This window comes from Streptomyces sp. NPDC092296, from assembly GCF_044755465.1.
Classification (GTDB): domain Bacteria; phylum Actinomycetota; class Actinomycetes; order Streptomycetales; family Streptomycetaceae; genus Peterkaempfera.
Genome location: NZ_JBIVRB010000001.1, coordinates 532,737 through 553,264 on the forward strand (window position 1 = coordinate 532,737; position 20,528 = coordinate 553,264).

Consider the following 20,528-nt stretch of genomic DNA (forward strand, 5'->3'; position numbering starts at 1 on the left):
CCCGCTTCCCGCCCTCGTCCGTACTCATATCCGTCCCACCCTGCGCTCCCTGGCCAGCAGCCAGATCAGATAGCCACCGCCCAGCACTCCCGTCACCACGCCCACCGGCAGCTGATGCCCGCTGAACACCCGCTGCGCCACCCAGTCGGCGCTCACCAGCAGCGCCGACCCCAGGCACATCGACGGCAGCAGGTTCGGCCCGGGGGACCTGGTCAGCCGCCGCGCCAGCTGCGGCGCGGTCAGCGCGACGAACGCCACCGGACCGGCCGCCCCCGCCGCCAGCGCGGCCAGCAGCACCGCCGCGCCCAGCAGCACCAGCCGGGTCCGCGCCACCGGCACGCCCAGCGCGTACGCGGTCTCGTCGCCCGACTCCAGCATCCGCAGCGCCCGCCCGAAGCCGAGCAGCACCACCGGCACCAGCACCGCCATCCCGACCAGCAGCGGCAGCACGTCCGGCCAGCCGCGCCCGTCCAGGCTGCCGGTCAGCCACAGCACCGCCCGCGCGGCCTCCATCAGCTGGGCCCGGGTCAGCAGATAGCCGTTGACCCCGGTGAGGATCGCCGCCACCCCGATGCCGACCAGCACCAGCCGGTAGCCGTGCCCGCCGCCCCGCCACGCCAGGGCGTGGATCAGCGCGCCGGTGGCCACCCCGCCGGCCACCGCGCCGCCCGCCACGGCCAGGCTGCCGCCGCCGGTCACCACGATCACGGTCAGCGCCCCGGTGGCGGCGCCCTGGGTGAAGCCCAGCACATCCGGGCTGCCCAGCGGGTTGCGTACCAGCGACTGGAAGAGCGCGCCGGACAGCGCCAGCGCCGCGCCGACCAGCAGCGCGGTGACGACCCGGGGCAGCCGCAGTTCGTTGACCACGAAGGCGTCGCCGGGGCTGCCGCCGCCCAGCAGGGTGCGCAGCACGGTCGCCGGGCTCATCGGGTAGTCGCCGCTGCCGATCGACAGCACGCCGACGGCCAGCGCCAGCAGCGCGCAGCCCGCGCCGACCGCCAGCGCCCGGGGGCGGTAGGCGACGGACAGTCCGCTACGGGTACGGATGACGCTCATGCGGCCGTCCCCCTGCGCCGTCGTACGAAGGAGAGGAAGAACGGCCCGCCCAGCACGGCCGTCACGATCCCCACCTGGATCTCGGCGGGCCGGGCGAGCACCCGGCCCAGTACGTCCGCGCCGAGCAGCAGGGCGGGGGCCAGCAGCGCGCAGTACGGCAGCTGCCAGCGCAGGTCGGGGCCGGTCAGCGCGCGTACCAGGTGCGGCACCATCAGCCCGACGAAGACGATCGGCCCGCAGGCGGCGGTGGCCGCGCCGCACAGCAGGGTGACCGCGACGACGGCCGCCGCGCGGGTGACGGCCGGGCGGGCGCCCAGGGCGCGGGCCGAGTCGTCGCCCAGCGCCAGGGCGTTGAGCGGCCTGGCCAGCGCGAGGGCGACCAGCGCGCCGACCGCGACGAACGGCGCGATCCGGGCGGCGGTGCCGGCCTCCGGACCGGCGAGTGAGCCCACCGTCCAGAAGCGCATCCGGTCCAGCGAGGCGGTGTCCAGCAGCTGCACCGCGTTGACGTACGAGTACAGCGCCGCGTTGACCGCCGTGCCGCCCAGCGCCAGCCGCGCCGGGGTGGCGCTCCGTCCGCCACCCAGGGCGTACACCAGCACCGACACCACGGCCGCCCCGGCGAAGGAGAACCAGACGTAGCCGCCGAAGGTGGTGATCCCGGCGAAGGAGATCGCGGAGACCACGGCGGCCGACGCCCCCGCGTTGATGCCCAGCAGCCCGGGATCGGCCAGCGGATTGCGGGTCAGCGCCTGCATCACGCCGCCCGCCAGCCCCAGCGCCGCCCCGACCAGCAGGCCGAGCAGGGTGCGCGGCAGCCGCATCCGGTGCACCACGGTGTAGCCGGGGCTGCTCGGGTCGGACAGGCCGTGCCAGACCTCGGCGAGCGACAGCTGCCTGGCCCCCACCGCGAGGCTGAGCGCCAGCAGCACGAGCAGCAGCAGCCCGGCGCCGAGCAGCCCGGCCGCCCGCCGCGCACTGCCCGGCCCGCCCGGGTCGCGGGGCCGCTCGCCGGGTGGCGCGGCTGGATTCCCCCCGTCGCGCGGGGTGTCGGTGAGGGTCACGTAGGGGTCTCCGAACTGCGGCGATGCTGGTTAGGTTAGGTTAACCTCATTCCGAATTGCCCCGGATGGGGGCCCGTACGTACGAGAGAAGAACCGCCATGCCGCACGTCGCCGCCGCCCGCCTCAGCCGCCGGAACCTGCTCGCCGCAGGCGGACTGGTCGGCCTCGGCGCCCTGGCGGCCGCCTGCGGCAGCGGCACCGCCAAGGCCGAGCCCGGGGCCGGCGCCGGGTCCGAGGCGGCGAGCGGTCCATGGTCGTTCACCGACGACCGCAAGCAGAAGATCAACCTGGCCACCCGCCCCAGCCGCGTCGTCGCCTACACCGGAACCGCCGCCGCCCTCTACGACTTCGGCGTCCGCGACCAACTGGTGGGCGTCTTCGGCCCGACCACCCTCAAGGACGGCAGCCCCGACCCGCAGGCCGGCGACCTCGACATCGCCAAGCTGACCGTGCTCGGCAACGCCTGGGGCGAGTTCAACATCGAGAAGTACGCCGCACTCCGCCCCGAACTGCTGGTCACCGACATGTGGCAGCCCGACGCCCTCTGGTACGTGCCGGACGACAGCAAGGCCAAGATCCTCGCCCTGGCCCCCACCGCCGCCCTCAACGTCGCGAGCGTCCCGCTGCCCGACCCGCTGCGCCGCCACGCCGAACTCGCCGCCGCCCTCGGCGCCGACCTGAACGCCAAGCAGGTCACCGACGCCAAGGCCCGCTTCGAGGCCGCCGCCGAAACCCTGCGCGCCGCCGCCAAGGCCAACGGCGGCATCAAGGTCATGGCCGCCTCCGCCAGCGCCGACCTGCTCTACATCTCCGACCCCGCCGTCTACCCCGACCTGAGCTACTTCCGCAGCCTGGGCGTGGAGTTCATCACGCCGGACAAGGTCGAAGGCGGCTTCTTCGAGAACCTCAGCTGGGAGAAGGCCGACAAGTACCCCGCCGACCTGATCATGCTCGACAACCGCACCGCCACCCTCCAGCCCGCCGACCTCACCGGCAAGCCCGCCTGGACCGACCTCCCCGCCGTCAAGGCCGGCCAGGTCACTCCCTGGCTCAGCGAACCCCGCTTCTCGTACGCGGGCTGCGCCCCCCTGGTCGAGCGGCTGGCCACGGCGCTGCGCGACGCCCGCAAGGCCCGCTGACCGGTCGTCACCGTCCTCACCGGACGGCGACCAGCACCGCGAGCAGGATCGCGTAGCCGACCAGCAGCACCGGTCCCAGCGGCAGGCTGCGGGCCCGCTGCGGCAGGTCGGCGGTCGGCCGCAGCCGGGGGTTGTCCCGCAGGGCGAGCAGGGTGGCCGCCGTGCGGGCGCTGGGCGGGGGCACCTCGGTGGCCCGGCGGCCGAAGGCCCGGTACTCGGCGCTGGACCAGGGGGAGCCCTCGCGCGGCTGTATCCCGATCCTGCCGTTCGCGGTGCAGCTGACCTCCCGCACCGCCGCCCACGGCACGTGGCGCAGCCGCCAGGCGCCGGCCAGCCAGAGGCCGGAGCGGTCGGCAGTGATGCGCCAGTTGGCGGCGAGCGCGGCCTGACCGGTCAGCATCGGCAGGCCCAGCAGGAGCAGCAGCTGCGGCGGGAAGCGCCGGTGTGTCAGCTCGTCGGCCAGCGCGAGGACCAGCCCGGCCGGGATGAGCGCGATGAGCGCCCCGGCCAGCCGCATCCTCGGGGTCGGGCCCCAGTGCAGCGGCGCCACCCCGGGCGCCAGGGCGTCGGCGGCCTCGGCGGTGTCCGCCTCGGACGGCCGCCAGGGCTCCGGCTCCGGCCGCCCCACCCGGCCGCTCGCCTGGCCCGGGGGGCGCAGCGGTCCGCAGCCGCGCTCGACGCCCTGGGGGGTGAGCAGCACCAGTTCGCCGCCCTCGTACGGGGTGCCGAAGAGCAGCGCCTCATGCTGCTCGGGCCGGAGCGAGTCGGGCTCCGTCCCGATCACCGCGCAGCGGAACAGCGGCTCGGCGTACTCGGTGTCGTCCACGGCGTGCACCGTGACGATGTCGGCCACGCGCTGTCTGCGCACCCGCAGTACCGGCACCGGCCCGCGCCGCAGCGCGGCGGCCCGGCGGCGGGCGAGCAGTCCGGCGGCGAACAGGGAGACGCCCGGTACGGCGAAGAGCAGTACCACCAGCTGGCGCCCGGCGGCGTCGTACCGCTCGGTGGCGAGCCGGGCCCAGTCGCCGTCTACCAGCAGCGGGACGGTGCCGGTGTAGTCCTCCGGGAAGTCGGCCGGGACGGTGTACCGCTCGCCCCCGGCGGTGCGCACCCGCAGCGACTCGTCGTCCTGCTTGACCACCACCGCCGGGACGGCGACGGCGCGGGCCTCGTGCCGCCGGTCGGCGTCGATGGCGCGCAGCGCCAGCCCGACCAGGAGGCCCGCCACCGCGACCAGCAGCAGGCCGAGCGCGATCGACGGGCCGCCGCGCCGCAGCGGGCCGACGCCGTCGGGGAGCGGCAGCCGCCGTCCCGCTGCGGCCTGCTCGGCGGCGCGGCGCTGGCGGCGCCGGGCCGACAGCCGGCGGTAGGACCCCGCCCAGCCGAGCAGCAGTGCGGCGGCGAGCACGGCGTCGGCGGTGAGTGAGTCGCCGCCGGTCCCGGTGGCCGCGCCGTAGGCGAGGACGGCGAACAGCGCGGGGACGGCGGCCGGCACGAGTTCCGGGAGGCGGTAGCTCCAGTACGGCAGGCCGAACAGCAGGCCGAACAGGATCATGCCGAGCCAGTCGGGGCCGCAGGGTGCCCCGGCTGTGCAGGGCTGGTCCGGTGCCAGCGCCACCTCCAGGACGACGGCGGTCAGCAGGGCCGCCCCGAGCCGGCGGGCCTGCGTCCAGCGCGGCGCGCGGTGTGCGGCCCAGCGGGCGGCCGAGGCGGAGTCCCAGGCGGCGGCTTCTGGCAGTGGCGCGGGGGCTTCGGTCACCCGGGCGATTATGGCGTGGGTCGCCCGGTGCCGCTGCGGTCGGGGCTCATCCACCGTCACCTTCCGGCCGTCGAACCGGGTGGTACGGCCGAGCCGCACCACTCCGGCGTACGCCGGTCGGTGCCCCCTTGACGCTCGCTTCCACCGGCGTACACTCGCGCCGAGTCGAACTGTTGTACCTGCATGTCCGCATGTGTCCCGAGTACCGGCAGCAGCGTCCGCCCACCAGCAGTACGGGCACGCGGCCGAAGGAAGACCACTGGCTTCCCCGGGTTTCCGACCTGCGCGCATGCCGCCGGCGGCGAGTTTCTCGCTGTCGGCCGCAGGGGCTCGGGCGCCATATTCGCCCCCGCCCGGCGAGCAGGTCGCTGCTCAGTCGCAGCACATCCCACCACCAGTCAGGTGCCTCTGCGCGCAGTGCGCTGCGGCTGCGGTCCCCTGCCGCGCCGCAGCGGAGGAACCCACCCGAGGAGTCTTTCTTGAGCCCGAGGAGTCTTTCTTGACAGCGAGCAACCCCCGCCGCTGGGGCAGGGCCGCCATGGCGGCGGTCCTCACCATGACCGCCGCGGTGGCGGTCCTGGTGAACGCCGGCAGCGCACCGGCCGACACCGGCGCCGACTGCGCCGCCGCGTACACCATCTCCTGGCAGACGCCGTCCAACAGCCCGCCCGACTTCGGCGTCGAGGTGAAGGTCACCAACAAGTCGGCCTATCCGATCAACAGCTGGTCGGTGAGCTGGGACTACACGGCCGGGCAGACCGTCATCGCCGGCTCCCCCTACAGCGCCGACGTGACCCAGAGCGGGACCAGGGTCACCGCCACCCCGCAGGGCTTCAACGCCGCGCTGGGCGTCGGCGCCAGCACCACCTGGGGCTTCCACGCGACCTTCAACGGGACCAGCAACCCGATCCCCACGATCACCTGCTCCGGGCCCACCCAGGGCACCGCCGCCGCCACCCTCTCCGGGCCGCTCGCCCCGCTGGGCATCAACACCGCCTCCTGGGACACCAACTTCGTCGATCCCGAGATCGCGAGCTACCTCTCCGCCGCCGACGTCGGGCTGGTCCGCTACCCCGGCGGCTCCTGGGCCGACGGGTACATGTGGCAGACCAACACCGAGGGCGGCGAGACCCAGCCGGTGAACTTCGCCCAGTACTCAGCCCAGGTCAACGCCATCACCGGCGGCCAGAAGTTCGTCACCGTCAACTACGGCTCGGACACCCCGGAGAGCGCCGCCGCCTGGGTCAACCAGTCGCACACCGCCGGACAGGGGGTGACGCTCTGGGAGATCGGCAACGAGGAATACGGCTCCTGGGAGACCGACAACCACAGCGCCCCGCACACCGCGGCCTCGTACGCCACCAACGCGCTGCCCTACATGAAGGCGATGAAGGCCGCCGACCCCAAGGCGCAGATCTGCTACGACTACGCGATGGACGGCAACCTGGCGCCCGGCGCCGGGGTCGACGGCTGGCAGAACTGGAACAGCACCATCCTGAAGGCCGACGCCGCGAGCATCGACTGCGCCGACGTGCACTGGTACCCGGTCAACGGCACGCCCACCGAGAGCGTGCAGTCGATCATGGAGACCGTCGACAACATCCCGGCTGCGGCGGCCGAGGTCAAGGCGGCGCTGGCCGCCAACGACCCCAGCGCTTACTTCCTGGTCGGTGAGACCAACATCTCGCAGACCGCCAACGAATGGAACGAGGAGCCCGTCGGCGCGCTGTTCGCCGCCGCCAACACCCTGGAGTGGCTGGCCAACGGCGCCCAGAGCGTCGACTGGTGGGACGTGCACAACTACGGCACCCAGAAGGCCGACTTCGGCATGTTCTCCTCCGCCACCAGCGGCGAACCCGCCATGAACACCCCGTACGCGCCCTACTACGGCTATGCGCTGGCCGCCAAGCTGGCGGTCAAGGGCGCCAAGGTGGGCACGCTGGCCGTGGCCACGCCCAACATCTACAGCTACTACTCCCAGCGGCCGGACGGCTCCTACGCGGTCATGCTGGTCAACGCCGACCCGGCCAACGCGTACTCGCTGAACGCGGCGAGCCTGGGCATCACCGGCTCCTCGGCGTCGACGTACACCTACAGCAGCGCGACGCCGACGATCAAGACCGGCAGCCTCTCGGGTGCTTCGGTGACGGTCCCGGCGGAGTCGGTGGTCGTCCTGACCACCGGCCAGGGCACCACCCCGCCGACGACTCCTCCCACGACTCCGCCCACGACGCCGCCGACGTCTCCCCCCACGACGCCGCCGACCACCCCGCCGACGACCCCTCCCACGACGCCGCCGACCACCCCGCCGACGACTCCCCCCACCACCCCGCCCACGACCCCTCCCACGACGCCGCCGACCACCCCGCCCACCACACCCCCCACCACCCCGCCCACGTCGCCGTCGGGCTGTCGGGTGACCTGGTCGGTGGACAGCTCGTGGAGCGGTGGATTCCAGCTCGGCTTCACGGTCGCCAACACCGGCACCACGGCCACCAAGGACTGGACTGTCCGCTACTCCTGGCCCGGCTCGCAGACCATCTCCCAGGCGTGGAACGCCACCCCGACCCAGTCGGGCACCGCCGTCAGCCTCGCCGCCCTCACCTACAACGGCGCCCTCGCCCCCGGCGGCTCCACCACCTTGGGCCTGCTCGGCACCGGCACCGCCCCCACCACCCTCCCCAACCTCCAGTGCACGGCCAAGTAACCCCCCTGCCCCCCGCCCCCTGACCCCCCGAGGGCCCCGGCCGACCATGGCCGGGGCCCTCACCTGCCGCGAGACGGAGTTGTACATCCGATGGGTCATGTCACGCGGTTCACCCCGCACGCCCAGCGGGACCTGCTCAAGATCCCGCGCTCCGACGCGCCGCGCATCCTTGGCCGCCTCGCGTACCTACAGAGAGCACTGGACGGGCAGGACACCGCAGCCTTCGACATCAAGGCCCTCCAGGGGCACAGTGCGCGCTGGCGGCTCCGGATCGGGGACTACCGCGTCGTGTACACCGTCGAGGACGGTCAGCTGATCGTGTGGGTCATGGCCGTCGGCAATCGCCCCGAGGTCTACCCCGACCTTTAGGAGCCCGGGACGGCCGGGTCAGTCCGCTGCGAGCACGATCACCCGGTCTCCGGCGCCGAAGCACACCGTCCCCCGCTTGTCCGGGTTGATCCGTACGCCGTAGTACGGGCCGATGGCCGCATCCGCGTGCAGGCGGTAGCCGATGGCGCACTGACGCTGCCGGCGGGCCGACTCCACCACCGTGGCGTAGCTGATCTCCCGGCCGGGCAGCACATAGTCCGTGGCGGGCCGGAGGTGGATGCCGTCGCCCTCGGCGGTGAACAGCTGGTCGAACAGGTCGGCCAGCTGCCGGTTCTGCGAGATCTGGGTCATCAGCAGGCTGATCAGCCTGCCGCTGACGATGAAGTCGGTGCCCTCACCGACCGGCGCCAGCAGCCGGTTGCGGTCGTCGGACAGCTCGGTGACGACGGACAGCTCCCGCCCGGTGGCCGCCTCCAAGGCCCGCAGGTGCAGCAGCGTGATCAGCGTCTGGTCGTCGGGGTCGGTGCTGTCCCCGGACCGGTCGTAGCCGAGGACGATCACCCCGTCGTACGACGGTATGTCCAGGTGGCCCAGGGTCTGCGGCTCCGCGATGTCACCGCTGTGGAAGGCGACGTCCAGCCGCTGCGCCGCCGTCCGGGCCGCTGCGGCGGCGCCGAGTATGTCCGGATCGCCGTGCGCCACCACGTCCAGACCGGAGCCGGGGTCCACATACCGGTCGAGCTGGTCGACGATCATCGGCGCCCGGCGGTTCCAGCCCAGGAGCAGCAACCGCTCGGCGGACGGCGCGCGCGGCCCGGCCGAGGTGATCGCGGTCTCGTCGACCGACGGTGGCTGGTCCGCCAGGATCGCGGTGTCGTCGTCCCGGGTGACGACGACGATCCGGTCATCGGCGCCGATGACGGCGGCCGACGGCGGGTTGAGATCGACCGCCCCGCCGGGACGCAGCAGCCCGACCACCGACGAGGTGGCGTACGACAGCAGCGCCTCACCGAAGCTGCGGCCGATGAGCGCCGGCTCGGCGACCATGTAGAACTCGTCGCCGTCGAAGTCCAGCAGCTCCTGGTAGACCCGGGACAGACCGGGCTGGCGGGAGGTCTGCACGATCAGCCGGGCGGTGATGTCGTCAATGCTGAGCACCCGGCCGCCCGGCCCGGCGGCCAGCGACGCGGCCATGTGGTGCCGGGCATCGCGTACGGCGGCCACCACCACCGTCCGGCCGCGCTCGGGCACGGCCGCGTTCAGGGCGAGCAGCGTCTTGACCGCCAGGGCGTCGTCACCGTCGTCGCCGTGCGACAGGACCAGCACCGCGTCGGCGGTCTGCGGGCTGACCCGGGCCAGGACCGCCGGGTCGGTGATCGAGCCGTTGCGGCAGATGACCCGGGTGGTGCCCGTACGGCCGACCTTGGTGTTCACCTCGTCCTCCATCTCCGCCTTGCCCTTCGGGGAGAGGATGGCGACGACGGCCCGGCGCTGGTTGGCGTTGGCCGCCACCAGCTCGGAGACGACCGGGAAGACCTGGTCGGACCAGCCCAGCAGCACGGTGTGCCGTTCTTCGAGCACGGTGGAGTGGCCCAGCCGCAGCGCCATGATCTTCTCGTTGATCCCGCTGGTGATCAGGCTGACCAGGGTGGAGACGAAGAACAGCGCGACCAGGGCGAGCAGCACCGACAGCACCACGTACGGCGGTGTGCCGATCGCGCCCCGGAGCCGCAGGGTCTCCCCGACGCTCTCCCAGACCGCCGCGAGCCGGCCGGACAGGGTGGCGGGTGTCCTGCGGTCGGACCAGACCAGGCCGAAGCTGGCCGGGACCACGACCACCAGGCAGGCCAGGGTCAGCAGCCCGATGAGGGTGGCCGTGCCCCGGGCCACCAGGTTGTCGAACCAGTACCGCGCGCGCAGCCGGGCGGCCGCCGTACGCTCTGCCATGCCGAGCTCCCCCCAGCCCCCCGGCCCAGGGCCGTGGCCTCCGCTCCGAGAAGCCACGGGTGGACACCGCCGACCGACCCGGCCCCCGCCGTGGCCGGCGGGCACGGCGGGGGAGGGGTCGATACGGCTTCACGCTAGCGCGGCCGCGCGCTGCACCGAATGGCCGACCGGCAGCTTCACCCCAATGGGTGAGGCAGGGTAGAGAGGTTGTTTGCTCAAGCGCCTTACGGCGTCCGGTTCCATGCGACACCATTGCCGCCATGGCCAACACCCAGCCGGGGAACACGTCGGCAGCCGAGCCCGCTGCGACATGGGTCCTCCTCCGGGGGTTCCTGTTCAGCGGCCCGTTCGGTGCTGCGGTGGCGGCCATCGTCGTCGGAGCGGTCATCGGGAGGATGCCGCTGCTCGGCGCGGGCATCGGCGCGGTCGTACTCCTCGTCGCGCTCATGGTCGGCGTGGAAATCCGTGGCCGGTCGAAGCAGGCGACCCGTGAGGTCCGGACGGCACTGGCGCGGATCGAGAGTCGGCGTGCCACCTCGGGCGAGATGGCCGACGTGCCGGTCGAGTTCATGCTGACGGTCGCGCCGGAGGACCGGCCGGCGTACCGGGTCCGGGTCAGCATCAGCGTCAACCTGGTCGACCTCCCCGACTACCCGGTGGGCGGTCTGCTGGTGGTCGAGTACCAGCCCGAGGCGCCGTGGTGCGTCCGGATCATCAGCAGCCCGACGCCGGAGTGGGCGCAGCGGGCGGCCGAGGGGGCGGTGGACTCCGCGCCGCAATCCGCCCTGGTGACCGATCCCGTACCGGCTGGTTCGTTCTGCCTGGTCTGCCTGGTGGCGCTGCTGATCGGTGCGGCGATCGTCATCCTGCCGCTGCGCGCGGAGCTGTTCAAGGACGACGGCCCGGCGCAGCCCGCCCCGACCAGCTCCGCCACCACGACCACGACGACCACGACCAGTTCCTCCTGGACCGTGACCCTCCCGGGGTCCGGTGAGTCGATGCTGACCAACAGCCAGATGCACCTCATCGCCGAAACGCTGCTGGCCACGGCGGGCAATGACAGCGCCGCCGAACTCACCATCGACCCGCACGGCATGACGATCCGGGGCGGCACCCCCGACCCCAAGCTCACCAACCCCCTGCTCGACCTGGGATCGCTCCCGTACGACCGGCTGCCCGGCCTGCTCCACGAGGCCCGCACCAAACTGGGCATCGACCACCCCGAGTCCTGGAGCATCACCTTCAGCCACGCCGCCAGGACCAAGGCCCTGGTCATCCGGGTCACCGTGACCGACTCCCACGGCACGGCATCCCTCGAAGCCGACGCCCACGGCCACATCACCCGCCGTCACCCCCGCTGACCCCAGGCCCGTGTGAGCTCCGTGCCCCCCGGGGCCCGGAGCCCGGAGCGAACCGGCCGAAAGTACGAGCCGTCGCGCGCGAACCGTACCTTCGGCCAATGTGAGCACCGCGACCGGCGCCGCAGAGTGGGCCCATGGCTGATCTCCCCTTCGCCCTCGCCGCCCTGGCCGCCTCGCCACCACCACCGCAGGCCACCGAGCGGAGCCCCCTGCTCTACGCCTGGTGGGCCCTCCAGGCCATCACCCTCGCCCTGCTCGGCTATGCCGTCGTCCGCTACCTACGGAAGCGCCGGGCCACCGGTCGGACCGAACTGCCGACTGGAGATCATCAGTGCTTTGCAGGAGACAGTACAGATTAGGCAAAGTTACGTAAGGATATTGCGGTGCTGTATCCGCGAGATTACGGTTCCCCTTGCGCCGTCACCGTCTCGCACTGCCTGCACAGGTCTGAGAACCACCTCGCCCACCGGTCTCTCGCGGAGCCGACGAGGCGTCTGGACGTGCCCTTTTCCGCGTCGGCTCCACCTGCCCCGACCTCTCCCCGCCGGCTGACGGCGATCCGAGCGGCCCAGGTCGGGCGTTCCGTGTCGAGAGGAGCAGAACGTGTTCCAGTTCATGCGAAATCCGGGGCGGGCGATCGCCCTGGGAGGCACCACCGCGCTGCTGGCCGCAGCCGGGATCGTCGCCTCGGCGGCCCAGCCGGCGTGGGCTGCCACCGCCACCGGCGGCAGCGGCGCGAGCCTGCCGTACGTCGAGGTGCAGGCGGAGAACTCCGCCACCAACGGGACGGTCATCGGCCCGAGCTACACCCAGGGCCAGCTGGCCGATGAGGCGTCGTACCGCAAGGCCGTGACGCTCCAGGGGTCCGGCAAGTACGTCACCTTCACCACACCGGTGGCGACCAACTCGATCGACTTCCGCTACAGCATCCCGGACTCCTCGGGCGGGTCGGTGTACACCGCACCGCTGTCGCTGTACGTCAACGACATCAAGCAGCCCGACTTCACCCTGACCAACGCCTACAGCTGGTACTACGGCAGCTACCCGTTCACCAACTCGCCGGGCGGCAACCCGCACCACTTCTACGACGAGGTCCACCGGCTGTTCGACACGACCTATCCGGCCGGTACGACCTTCAAGCTCCAGGTCGACCCGGGGGATACCGCCTCCTCGTACACCATCGACTTCGCCGACTTCGAGCAGGTGGGACCGGCGCAGACCCAGCCCGCAGGCTCGGTGTCGGTGACCGGCAAGGGCGCGGACGCGAGCGGCGTCAGCGACTCGACCAGCGCGTTCAACGCCGCGATCAGCGCGGCCGGCGCCGGCGGCACGGTGTGGATACCGCCGGGCACCTTCAATGTCCCCGGCCACATCGCCGTCAACAATGTGACGATCGCCGGCGCCGGCATGTGGTACTCGACCGTCACCGGCACCGCCCCCGGCTTCTACGGCAACTCCGCGCCGTCGCCGAGCACCGGGGTGCACCTGCGGGACTTCGCCATCTTCGGCAATGTGCAGGAACGCAACGACAGCGCCCAGGTCAACGGCATCGGCGGCGCGATGAGCAACTCGTCAGTGTCCAACCTGTGGATCGACCACGAGAAGGTCGGCGCCTGGATGGACGGGCCGATGGACAAGCTGACCTTCAGCGGGTTGCGCATCCGCGACACCACCGCCGACGGCGTCAACTTCCACGGCGGCGTCACCAACTCCACGGTCACCGACAGCGACATCCGCAACACCGGTGACGACGGCATCGCCACCTGGGCCGACTCCGCCCTCGGCGCCGACGCCAATGACACGATCTCCGACAACACCGTGGAACTGCAGATCCTGGCCAACGGCATCGCCATCTACGGCGGCCACGACAACACCGTCAGCGGCAACCTGGTGCAGGACACCGGTTTGGCTCAGGGCGGCGGCATCCATGTGGGGCAGCGCTTCACCTCGACGCCCGTCGGTACGACCACGGTGTCCGACAACACCATGATCCGCGACGGCAGCCTCGACCCGAACTGGCAGTTCGGCGTCGGCGCACTCTGGTTCGACGGCAGTCAGGGCGCGATCACCGGACCGATCAATGTGAGCAACGCGCTGATCGAGCAGAGTCCGTACGAGGCGATCCAGTGGGTGGAGGGCACCGTCAGCGGGGTCAACCTCACCAATGTGACCATCGCCGGTACCGGGACCTTCGCTCTCCAGGAGCAGACCGGCGGCGCGGCCAAGTTCACCAATGTCACGGCGACCGGCGTCAACGGGCCGGCAGCGGTGTACAGCTGCGAGGGCGGCAACTTCGTGGTCACCGACGGCGGCGGCAACTCCGGCATCGGCGGCACGCCGGTCTGCGGAGGCTTCCCGACCCCGGTCTACCCGCCCTACCCCGCCGAAGGCGTCACGGCCACCCCCGGCGCGCTGAACTTCGGCTCGGTGGCGACCGGCGCGACCAGCGCAGCGCAGACCGTGACGGTCGCCAACCCGACGGCCTCGGCTGCGACTGTCTCCGCCATCACCACCAGCGGCGACTTCACGCAGACGAACACCTGTGGCTCCTCGATCGCGGCGCACGGCTCCTGCACGGTCGGCGTGACCTTCAAGCCGACCGCGACCGGCGCCCGCAGTGGCAGCCTGACCGTCACCGCAGGCGGAATCACCAACACGGTCAGCCTCTCCGGCAGCGGCACCGCACCGGGCCCGGTACTGAACACCTCCCCGGCGGCCCTGTCCTTCGCCGGTACGGTGGTCGGCTCGTCGGCCGCCGCGCAGACCGTCACGGTGACCAACTCGGGCACCACCTCCGCGACCGTGTCAAAGGTGGCGGTGACCGGCGACTTCAGCCAGACCGACAACTGCTCCGCCATCCCGGTCGGCGGGTCCTGTGCGGTGAGTGTGGCGTTCAAGCCCACCGCCGGCGGCTCCCGTACCGGCACCCTGACCGTCACCAGTGACGCCAACAACAGCCCGACCACGGTCGCGCTGACCGGCAGCGGCATCGACAGCAGCACCGACATCGCGGCCGGCCGGCCCGCGTCGGCAAGCTCCAGCAGCAGCCCGTACGTCCCGGCGAACCTCACCGACGGCGACGCGTCGACGTACTGGGAGAGCGCCAACGGCTCCTTCCCGCAGTGGGCGCAGGTCGACCTCGGCCAGAGCTACAGCGTCGGCAAGGTCGTGCTCAAGCTCCCGCCGGCGACGGCCTGGGCCACCCGCACGCAGACCCTGTCGGTGCAGGGCTCCACGGACGGCTCGAACTTCGCCACGCTCGTGGGCTCCGCCGGCTACACCTTCGACCCCAACGCCAACCAGAACACGGTAGCCATCCCCTTCAACGCCGCCACCGCGAGGTACCTGCGGGTGAACATCACCGCCAACACGGGGTGGAGCGCCGGCCAGCTGTCGGACTTCGAGGTCTTCCCCAGCGGCGGCGGCTCCAGCACGGCGGCGACGCTGTCGGCGGGCCCGTCGGCGTTGACCTTCGCCGGCCAGGCCCTCAACACCACGAGCGGCGCGCAGACGGTCACGGTGACCAACACCGGTACGGCGGCCGCCGCCATCTCCTCCATCGCCACCTCGGGTGACTTCTCGCAGACCAACACCTGCGGGACCTCGATCGCGGCGGGCGCCTCCTGCACGGTCGGCGTCAAGTTCACCCCGACCGCGGCCGGCACCCGGACCGGCACCCTCACCATCAGCAGCAACGCGTCCAACAGCCCGACCACGGTCGCGCTGACCGGTACCGGCGCCGGCACGGTGAGCACCAACCTGGCGGCGGGCAAGGCCACCAGCGAATCCAGCCACACCGACGTGTACCCCTCGTCGAACGTGACGGACGGCAACCAGAGCACCTACTGGGAGAGCGCCAACAACGCCTTCCCCCAGTGGGTGCAGGTCGACCTCGGTTCCGGGCAGAGCGTCGGCCGCGTCGTCCTCCAGCTCCCCGCCACGTGGGGCGCCCGCAACCAGACGCTGTCGATCCAGGGCAGCACGGACGGCAGCGCCTTCAGCACGCTCAAGTCGTCAGCCACGTACACCTTCGACCCGGCCACCGGCAACACGGTGACCATCACCTTCCCCGCCACCACCCAGCGGTACATCCGGGTGAACGTCACGGCGAACACCGGCTGGTCGGCCGGGCAGCTCTCCGAGCTCCAGGTCTGGAACACCTGACCCAACCGGCGCCGCCGACGGCGCCATGACGGGAGCCCCGGCCGCCCCGCGCCCGGGGCTCCCCCCGTCCCAGCAGGGCGGTGCCGCCGACGCGGCCCACCCTGACCCGCTCGACCGGCAGCGCCACCGCGCCACCCGCCGCCTGCTCCGCGATCCGGGCAGGAACGCCGCCGGTCCGGGTGGGTGGCCCTGAGGTCAGGACTGCGTGTCGGCGGCGCGCATGGCGGCGACCGCGTCCACGACGGTGCTCTGGTACAGGCCCAGCTTCGGCTTGAGTACGAGAGCACCGGAGCCGAGGGGGAAGTTGAGGGTGTCGGCGTCGGGCATGTGGTTCCCGTCGGCCAGGACGTTCAGCTCGTCGATTCCCTTGACGGTGCCGGTGGTCGCGCCGCTGGGATCGAGGTCGACGACCGCGTAGGCGGTCTGCCCGGCGTACACCGGGTAGGCGGGGGCGCCCCCGAGACCGCTGGGGATCAGCGGCTTGACCGCCTGGCTGCCGTCCGCAGCGTGCGAGTCGTCCAGGTCGATCAGCGGGTAGTAGCTCAGGCCGCAGGACTGCGCACCGACATTGCGAACTTCGATCACCCGCTGGGTGGGCGCCGAGTCCCGGCGGGCGACGTGCACCGACAGCTGCCGGTTGGAGCACGGGTGCGTGTAGGCGTAGCTGTCGCTGTCGGCGTTGCCGCCCGCTCGGCTGCCACCCGAACTGTTGCCACCCGAACTGTTGCCGCTCGAACTGCTCCGGACCGCCGACACCGTGGCGGACGGTGCGGTGACCGGGGCGGACGGTGCGGAGACGGGCGCCGCACTGCGGGAGACGGCCGGCGTGACGGGGGTCTGCTGCGAAGGCGCCGATCCACCCACCGCAGTGGTCGAGCCGGACTGGCACCCGGTGAGGGCGAGGGCGCCGAGCACGAGGACGGCGGTGGACGACAGGACGGACTTCACGGACATGGTGGTCAGCCTTCGCTGTGATCGATTGGGATGCCGCAACCCTGTGCCACGCCTGGTCCCGGATGCCACCGTCTCGCCACAGGTGGGGACGCTGGAATGATTGCAGCCACCCTGACCTGGGATGATGGCCTCTCCCGGAACGTCGGCCCGGGACGAGGGGGAGGGTGGGATGACCACGTACATCGAGGAGTTCGCACGCGAGCTGCGTGAACTCAAGGAGCGGTCGGGGCGCAGCTACGGTGTGCTCGCCGCCCGGCTGCATGTCAGCACCTCCACGCTGCACCGCTACTGCAACGGCGCGGCGGTCCCCGGTGACTACGCGCCGGTGGAGCGGTTCGCCCGGCAGTGCGGCGCGACTCCGGAGGAGTTGGTGGCACTGCACAGGCGCTGGCTGCTGGCCGACGCCGCGAAGCGCCGGGAGTCGAGCCGGGCGTCAGGCACTCCGGCTGATGCCTCTGCGGGAGCGTCCGCCGCAACGGAGCCGGATGTCCCGGCGGCGCAGTCGCCGGCGGCCGAAGTCCCGGCGCCGCTCTCGCCGCTGCCCGAGGCCGGCGGCAGGCGGCCCGCCCGTCGCCTGCGCCGGACCGTGGTCGTACTGGGAGCCCTCGCCCTGGTCGGCGCCGCGCTTCCGCTGGTACTGCGCACCGGAAGCGGCTCCGACGACCCGCACGCCGCCGCCCCCGTCCCGACCCCGGCCGTGCGGACCCCGGAGAGCGCCCCGCCACCCGTCCAGGTGACCGTGCTGTCGAACAACTGGGACACCCAGTGCGGCCAGTGGTTCCTGCTCCCCCAGCCGCCGGCGAAGGTCCCGCCGCCCCCGTCGTTGCAGGAGACGAACGCCTGGGCGGCCGCCCTCGGTGGGATACCCGCCGGGGATCTGCGGCTGGAGCTGACCGCGCAGGGCGTGCCCGGTCAGCCGGTGGTGCTGCACGCCCTGTACGTGGAGGTCGTCAGCAGCCGCCCGGCCCCGAAGGGGACGGGGTACACCCCCGCATCCGGTTGCGGCGCCGGGCTCGATCCGGCGTCGTTCGCCATCGACCTCGATACGGCCGTACCCCGCGCACGGCCCGTGGCCGGCTACGTGGGAAACAACGAGACACCCGCCATCTCCGACTTCCCCTTCCAGGTCTCCGCCAGCGACTCGCAGGTCATCGATGTGGACGCCCACACGGCGGACCACGACGTCAGCTGGTACCTGAAGCTCGTCTGGAGCTGCGGCGACCGCCAGGGCACCCTCCGTATCGGCGACCACGGCAAGCCCTTCCGCACGGCCGGCCTGAAGGGCGACCCCAGCTACTTCTTCGACGGCACCACCTGGTCCCCAGCGCCCCCGGAGAGCTGAGCGGCGCGGCCCCGCCAGATCCCCCGACGGTGAGGCTGACGCCGAACTCCCCTGCCTCCCCGGCCGACCGACGGGCCACGCACAACGGTCACCGGCCCGGCCTTGGGCGCGCGCGGCGGCGGCGTCGGCGGGGGAGCGCACCTGCGTACCAGCCGTAGTACTCCAGCACGCTGTCCCTGGACTTCGTCTCGGCGGGCGAGCACTTGGAGAGTTGACCGCCCCACGGGAAGGTGAGCACCTGTCCGGAGCCGTCCCGGCACTCCGCCGGCTCCGACGGGAGCGGTGACGGGTCGGCGGCGGACCGCGCGACCGAGACCTACAGATCGCTCACGATGCCGGTCCTGTCGGTCAACCGGAGGTACGGTCCCGGCCGCGACGACCGCTGCGACGCGTCGACCGTGCCGACCGACGCCGGGACAATCGACCGCGGCAGCGCCGGCGAGGGATACCAGAGCGACGGTTCCGCAGCCGGCGCCGAGCGCCGGCCCTCCGGCGTCGGTGCGGCACCCCGTATCCGCCGACCGCCACCGCCGCCACCACGGCTGCGGTGCCCAGCGCCACGGAGACGCCTCCGGCACTGCCGACGTCGGAGACGGCCCGTTCGTCCGGCGCCCGGATCACAGGCCGCCTCCGCCCGGCACCGCAGTGGTGCGCGGTGGGAAGTGGGTGCACGGGGGGTTGTCAGCGGCTCGAAAGTACTTCCGGACCGCTGACCTCGCCCACCCGGGCAGCGGCGGACTCCGAGAGAGCCACGGGCGCCCCGAAGCCGGCCACCGCCGTGCGGACGACGCCACCGGGTCAGCCGGCCGCAGCCGTCGCAGCGGGAGCAGCCGGGGCCTTGACCGTCCTCGGTACCGGCGCCTGCACCGACCGCATCGGGCGGTGGGCGAGATCGAGGAGGCTCGCGATCCGGCGGTCGCGCGATTCCGCCGACCACGCGAGCAGCAGGTCGGTCGGGGGCAGGCCGGTGACCGGGACCCCTACGACGGCAGAGCCGAGGCGGTCAGTGACGCTGTGGCCCACGACGACCACGAGTCTGCCGAGTGCGACGCGATCGATGAGCTCGTCCAGGCTGGTCACGGGGGGCTCGGGCACGTAGGCGGGATCGCTGCGCAGGCGGGCGAGGGAGATGTCGGGCCGCTCGGCCAGGGGATGGTTCGCGGGTAGGAGGGCCACCGGATACTCCTGGGCGACATCGCTGCTCTCCAGGTCGCGGAGGTCCTCGGTCGCACAGAGCAGGGCGACGTCGGCTTGCCCGGCTCGTACGGCTGCGGCCTGATCACGCGTGAAGACCAGCCGCAAGGTGTCGTGGCCGTGGCGTGTCTCGTAGCGGCGGTGGAGGTCACGCAGCAGCCCCGAGCCCATGCCCGGGGCGACGGCGATGCGCAAGGCGCCGTTCGCGGCATGGATCGCTCGCTGGGCAGCGCGGTCGATCGCCTGCAATGCCTTGCGGGCGTCGGTCAGGAAGACCTTGCCCGCCGGTGTGAGGTCGACGCGTCGGCTGGTCCGCTCGAACAGGGTGACACCGAGGCGTCGCTCCAACTGCGCGATGGCGCGGGACAGCGGCGGGGGTGCGATGCCCAGTCGTTCGGCGGCGCGGCTGAAGTGCAGCTCCTCGGCGACCGCGATGAAGTATTCGAGCTGCCGAACCTCAAGACGATCCATACCTTCAGGGTAATGATCTGCGGGGAAGTCGGCATCGCTCTCTCCGCCTGTCGAGCGGCACGCTGGACTCGTTCCCAGACCGGCAGGAAGTCAGAGGAGAGAAAGATGGACGACGAGCGCGCAGTGGCCCAGGTGCTGGCCCGGTACGTGCGAGCGGCCGACCATCGCGACGGCGCGGCGATGTCCGCGCTGTTCGTGGCGGACGCCGTTGTCGAGATCCACTACAGCAACGGCGGTACCCGGGAGAAGCTCGCCGAGATCACCGGAGCCGAGGCCATCGGCAACGCCGTCGCCGGGATGATGGCGCCGCACCCGCCGCGCGGGTGGAGTCACCACACGACCCAGGACCACATCATCGAGGTCGACGGTGACGAGGCGGCACTTGACGCCCAGTTCGTCGTCTTCAGCATCCGGGGCGACGAGCGTCCGGCCGACGACTGGCCCGTGGGGGCGTTCGGCGCGCAGGGCACGATCACTCCGATCGAGTCGGGCTACTACCAGCCCCGACTGCGTCGGGTTGACGGCGCCTGGCGCATCGTCCACCACACGATCCTCCTGGACCAGCCCATGGCCTTCCCGGGGGCGTGAGAGGACGGCGATCGGCTACCAGCGGTACGGCGGCCCCGGAGGTATTCGACCTGGTTGAGCTGCCCAAGTCCATGTCGCCTCCGTCCTCGTCCGCAGCCGAGCTGCTGCCGTCAACCCGGGGTGGGACATCGCCGGCGTCGTCGAGCCACGTCCGCACCAGCGTCAGCCACCGGCACGGCGGGTATGCCGGAATCAGTGGTGCTCCGAGAGGGTGAACGCGCCAGCCGTCTTGTCGAACCTTGGACCGATCGAGAAGCTGTGTACATGACACCCTTAGGTGCCCGTCCTGCGAGGCGGCCTGACGTCCGTCAGCATCGTGCGCCTTGTGGAAGCCCGCCAGCGGCGGCGTAGCAGACACGCGAAATCATGCCTTTTCCCCGGAGGTCAGACATATGCGCTTGAATTTTGCAAGGCTGCGGCGCGGCGGGTGGAAGAGAGCGCTCACCCTGGTT

14 protein-coding genes are annotated in these 20,528 nt (G+C 72.2%); 8 read left to right on the plus strand and 6 right to left on the minus strand.

Features of this window, described 5'->3' with window-relative positions:
- Nucleotides 1–24: 24 nt before the first annotated feature.
- The gene (locus tag ACIQGZ_RS02505) at nt 25–1,056 is read right to left on the minus strand and encodes a FecCD family ABC transporter permease (protein ID WP_402598841.1); all 1,032 of its coding nucleotides are present in this window, start codon (nt 1,054–1,056) and stop codon (nt 25–27) included.
- Nucleotides 1,053–2,120 carry a FecCD family ABC transporter permease gene (locus ACIQGZ_RS02510; protein ID WP_402598843.1) on the minus strand — a complete coding sequence of 356 codons (1,068 nt, stop codon included), beginning with the start codon at nt 2,118–2,120 and terminating at the stop codon, nt 1,053–1,055. Before ACIQGZ_RS02510 ends, ACIQGZ_RS02505 begins: the two co-directional genes overlap by 4 nt.
- A gap of 98 nt (nt 2,121–2,218) precedes the next feature.
- Between ACIQGZ_RS02510 and ACIQGZ_RS02515 the strand changes: the two genes are divergently transcribed.
- Nucleotides 2,219–3,259, plus strand: a complete 1,041-nt coding sequence (locus ACIQGZ_RS02515) for an ABC transporter substrate-binding protein (RefSeq protein ID WP_402598844.1) — start codon at nt 2,219–2,221, stop codon at nt 3,257–3,259.
- Nucleotides 3,260–3,275: 16 nt separating this feature from the next.
- Here the strand turns inward: ACIQGZ_RS02515 and ACIQGZ_RS02520 are convergent, their stop codons facing one another.
- The gene (locus tag ACIQGZ_RS02520) at nt 3,276–5,018 is read right to left on the minus strand and encodes a hypothetical protein (RefSeq protein WP_402598845.1); all 1,743 of its coding nucleotides are present in this window, start codon (nt 5,016–5,018) and stop codon (nt 3,276–3,278) included.
- Nucleotides 5,019–5,517: 499 nt separating this feature from the next.
- On the opposite strand from ACIQGZ_RS02520, the gene ACIQGZ_RS02525 reads away from it, so the two are divergent.
- Nucleotides 5,518–7,725 (plus strand): cellulose binding domain-containing protein, encoded by a 2,208-nt coding sequence (locus ACIQGZ_RS02525; RefSeq protein ID WP_402598846.1) that lies wholly within the window; start codon nt 5,518–5,520, stop codon nt 7,723–7,725.
- Between the two features lie 90 nt (nt 7,726–7,815).
- The gene (locus ACIQGZ_RS02530) at nt 7,816–8,094 is read left to right on the plus strand and encodes a type II toxin-antitoxin system RelE/ParE family toxin (protein ID WP_402598847.1); all 279 of its coding nucleotides are present in this window, start codon (nt 7,816–7,818) and stop codon (nt 8,092–8,094) included.
- 18 nt (nt 8,095–8,112) lie between these two features.
- On the opposite strand, the gene ACIQGZ_RS02535 is transcribed toward ACIQGZ_RS02530, so the two are convergent.
- On the minus strand, nt 8,113–10,002 hold the full coding sequence (locus tag ACIQGZ_RS02535) for an NAD-binding lipoprotein (protein WP_402598848.1): 1,890 nt from the start codon (nt 10,000–10,002) through the stop codon (nt 8,113–8,115).
- Between the two features lie 260 nt (nt 10,003–10,262).
- On the opposite strand from ACIQGZ_RS02535, the gene ACIQGZ_RS02540 reads away from it, so the two are divergent.
- From ACIQGZ_RS02540 to ACIQGZ_RS02550, 3 genes are all read left to right on the plus strand, one after another.
- Nucleotides 10,263–11,363 carry a hypothetical protein gene (locus ACIQGZ_RS02540; RefSeq protein ID WP_402598849.1) on the plus strand — a complete coding sequence of 367 codons (1,101 nt, stop codon included), beginning with the start codon at nt 10,263–10,265 and terminating at the stop codon, nt 11,361–11,363.
- Between the two features lie 134 nt (nt 11,364–11,497).
- Nucleotides 11,498–11,722, plus strand: a complete 225-nt coding sequence (locus ACIQGZ_RS02545; protein ID WP_402598850.1) for a hypothetical protein — start codon at nt 11,498–11,500, stop codon at nt 11,720–11,722.
- Between the two features lie 244 nt (nt 11,723–11,966).
- Complete coding sequence (locus tag ACIQGZ_RS02550; protein WP_402598852.1) at nt 11,967–15,527, plus strand: choice-of-anchor D domain-containing protein; 3,561 nt, start codon at nt 11,967–11,969, stop codon at nt 15,525–15,527.
- A 195-nt stretch (nt 15,528–15,722) separates the two neighbouring features.
- Here ACIQGZ_RS02550 and ACIQGZ_RS02555 read toward each other — a convergent pair whose 3' ends face one another.
- A complete protein-coding gene (locus ACIQGZ_RS02555; protein ID WP_402598853.1) occupies nt 15,723–16,481 on the minus strand; it encodes a DUF4232 domain-containing protein in 759 nt (252 codons plus the stop codon).
- 169 nt (nt 16,482–16,650) lie between these two features.
- Here ACIQGZ_RS02555 and ACIQGZ_RS02560 point away from each other — a divergent pair, with 169 nt between their 5' ends.
- Nucleotides 16,651–17,823 carry a helix-turn-helix domain-containing protein gene (locus ACIQGZ_RS02560; protein WP_402598854.1) on the plus strand — a complete coding sequence of 391 codons (1,173 nt, stop codon included), beginning with the start codon at nt 16,651–16,653 and terminating at the stop codon, nt 17,821–17,823.
- Nucleotides 17,824–18,621: 798 nt separating this feature from the next.
- Here ACIQGZ_RS02560 and ACIQGZ_RS02565 read toward each other — a convergent pair.
- Nucleotides 18,622–19,488 (minus strand): LysR family transcriptional regulator, encoded by an 867-nt coding sequence (locus tag ACIQGZ_RS02565; protein ID WP_402598856.1) that lies wholly within the window; start codon nt 19,486–19,488, stop codon nt 18,622–18,624.
- 105 nt (nt 19,489–19,593) lie between these two features.
- On the opposite strand from ACIQGZ_RS02565, the gene ACIQGZ_RS02570 reads away from it, so the two are divergent.
- Nucleotides 19,594–20,076: a nuclear transport factor 2 family protein gene (locus tag ACIQGZ_RS02570; RefSeq protein WP_402598858.1), complete on the plus strand. Its 483-nt coding sequence runs from the start codon at nt 19,594–19,596 to the stop codon at nt 20,074–20,076.
- Nucleotides 20,077–20,528 lie beyond the last annotated feature (452 nt).

Excerpts from the sequence above, each read along its gene's own strand:
- ACIQGZ_RS02530 (WP_402598847.1), top strand. The coding sequence starts at position 7,816 with ATGGGTCATGTCACGCGGTTCACCCCGCACGCCCAGCGGGACCTGCTC.
- ACIQGZ_RS02565 (WP_402598856.1), bottom strand. The coding sequence starts at position 19,488 with ATGGATCGTCTTGAGGTTCGGCAGCTCGAATACTTCATCGCGGTCGCC.
- ACIQGZ_RS02570 (WP_402598858.1), top strand. The coding sequence starts at position 19,594 with ATGGACGACGAGCGCGCAGTGGCCCAGGTGCTGGCCCGGTACGTGCGA.
- ACIQGZ_RS02555 (WP_402598853.1), bottom strand. The coding sequence starts at position 16,481 with ATGTCCGTGAAGTCCGTCCTGTCGTCCACCGCCGTCCTCGTGCTCGGC.
- ACIQGZ_RS02540 (WP_402598849.1), top strand. The coding sequence starts at position 10,263 with ATGGCCAACACCCAGCCGGGGAACACGTCGGCAGCCGAGCCCGCTGCG.
- ACIQGZ_RS02560 (WP_402598854.1), top strand. The coding sequence starts at position 16,651 with ATGACCACGTACATCGAGGAGTTCGCACGCGAGCTGCGTGAACTCAAG.
- ACIQGZ_RS02535 (WP_402598848.1), bottom strand. The coding sequence starts at position 10,002 with ATGGCAGAGCGTACGGCGGCCGCCCGGCTGCGCGCGCGGTACTGGTTC.
- ACIQGZ_RS02545 (WP_402598850.1), top strand. The coding sequence starts at position 11,498 with ATGGCTGATCTCCCCTTCGCCCTCGCCGCCCTGGCCGCCTCGCCACCA.
- ACIQGZ_RS02515 (WP_402598844.1), top strand. The coding sequence starts at position 2,219 with ATGCCGCACGTCGCCGCCGCCCGCCTCAGCCGCCGGAACCTGCTCGCC.
- ACIQGZ_RS02505 (WP_402598841.1), bottom strand. The coding sequence starts at position 1,056 with ATGAGCGTCATCCGTACCCGTAGCGGACTGTCCGTCGCCTACCGCCCC.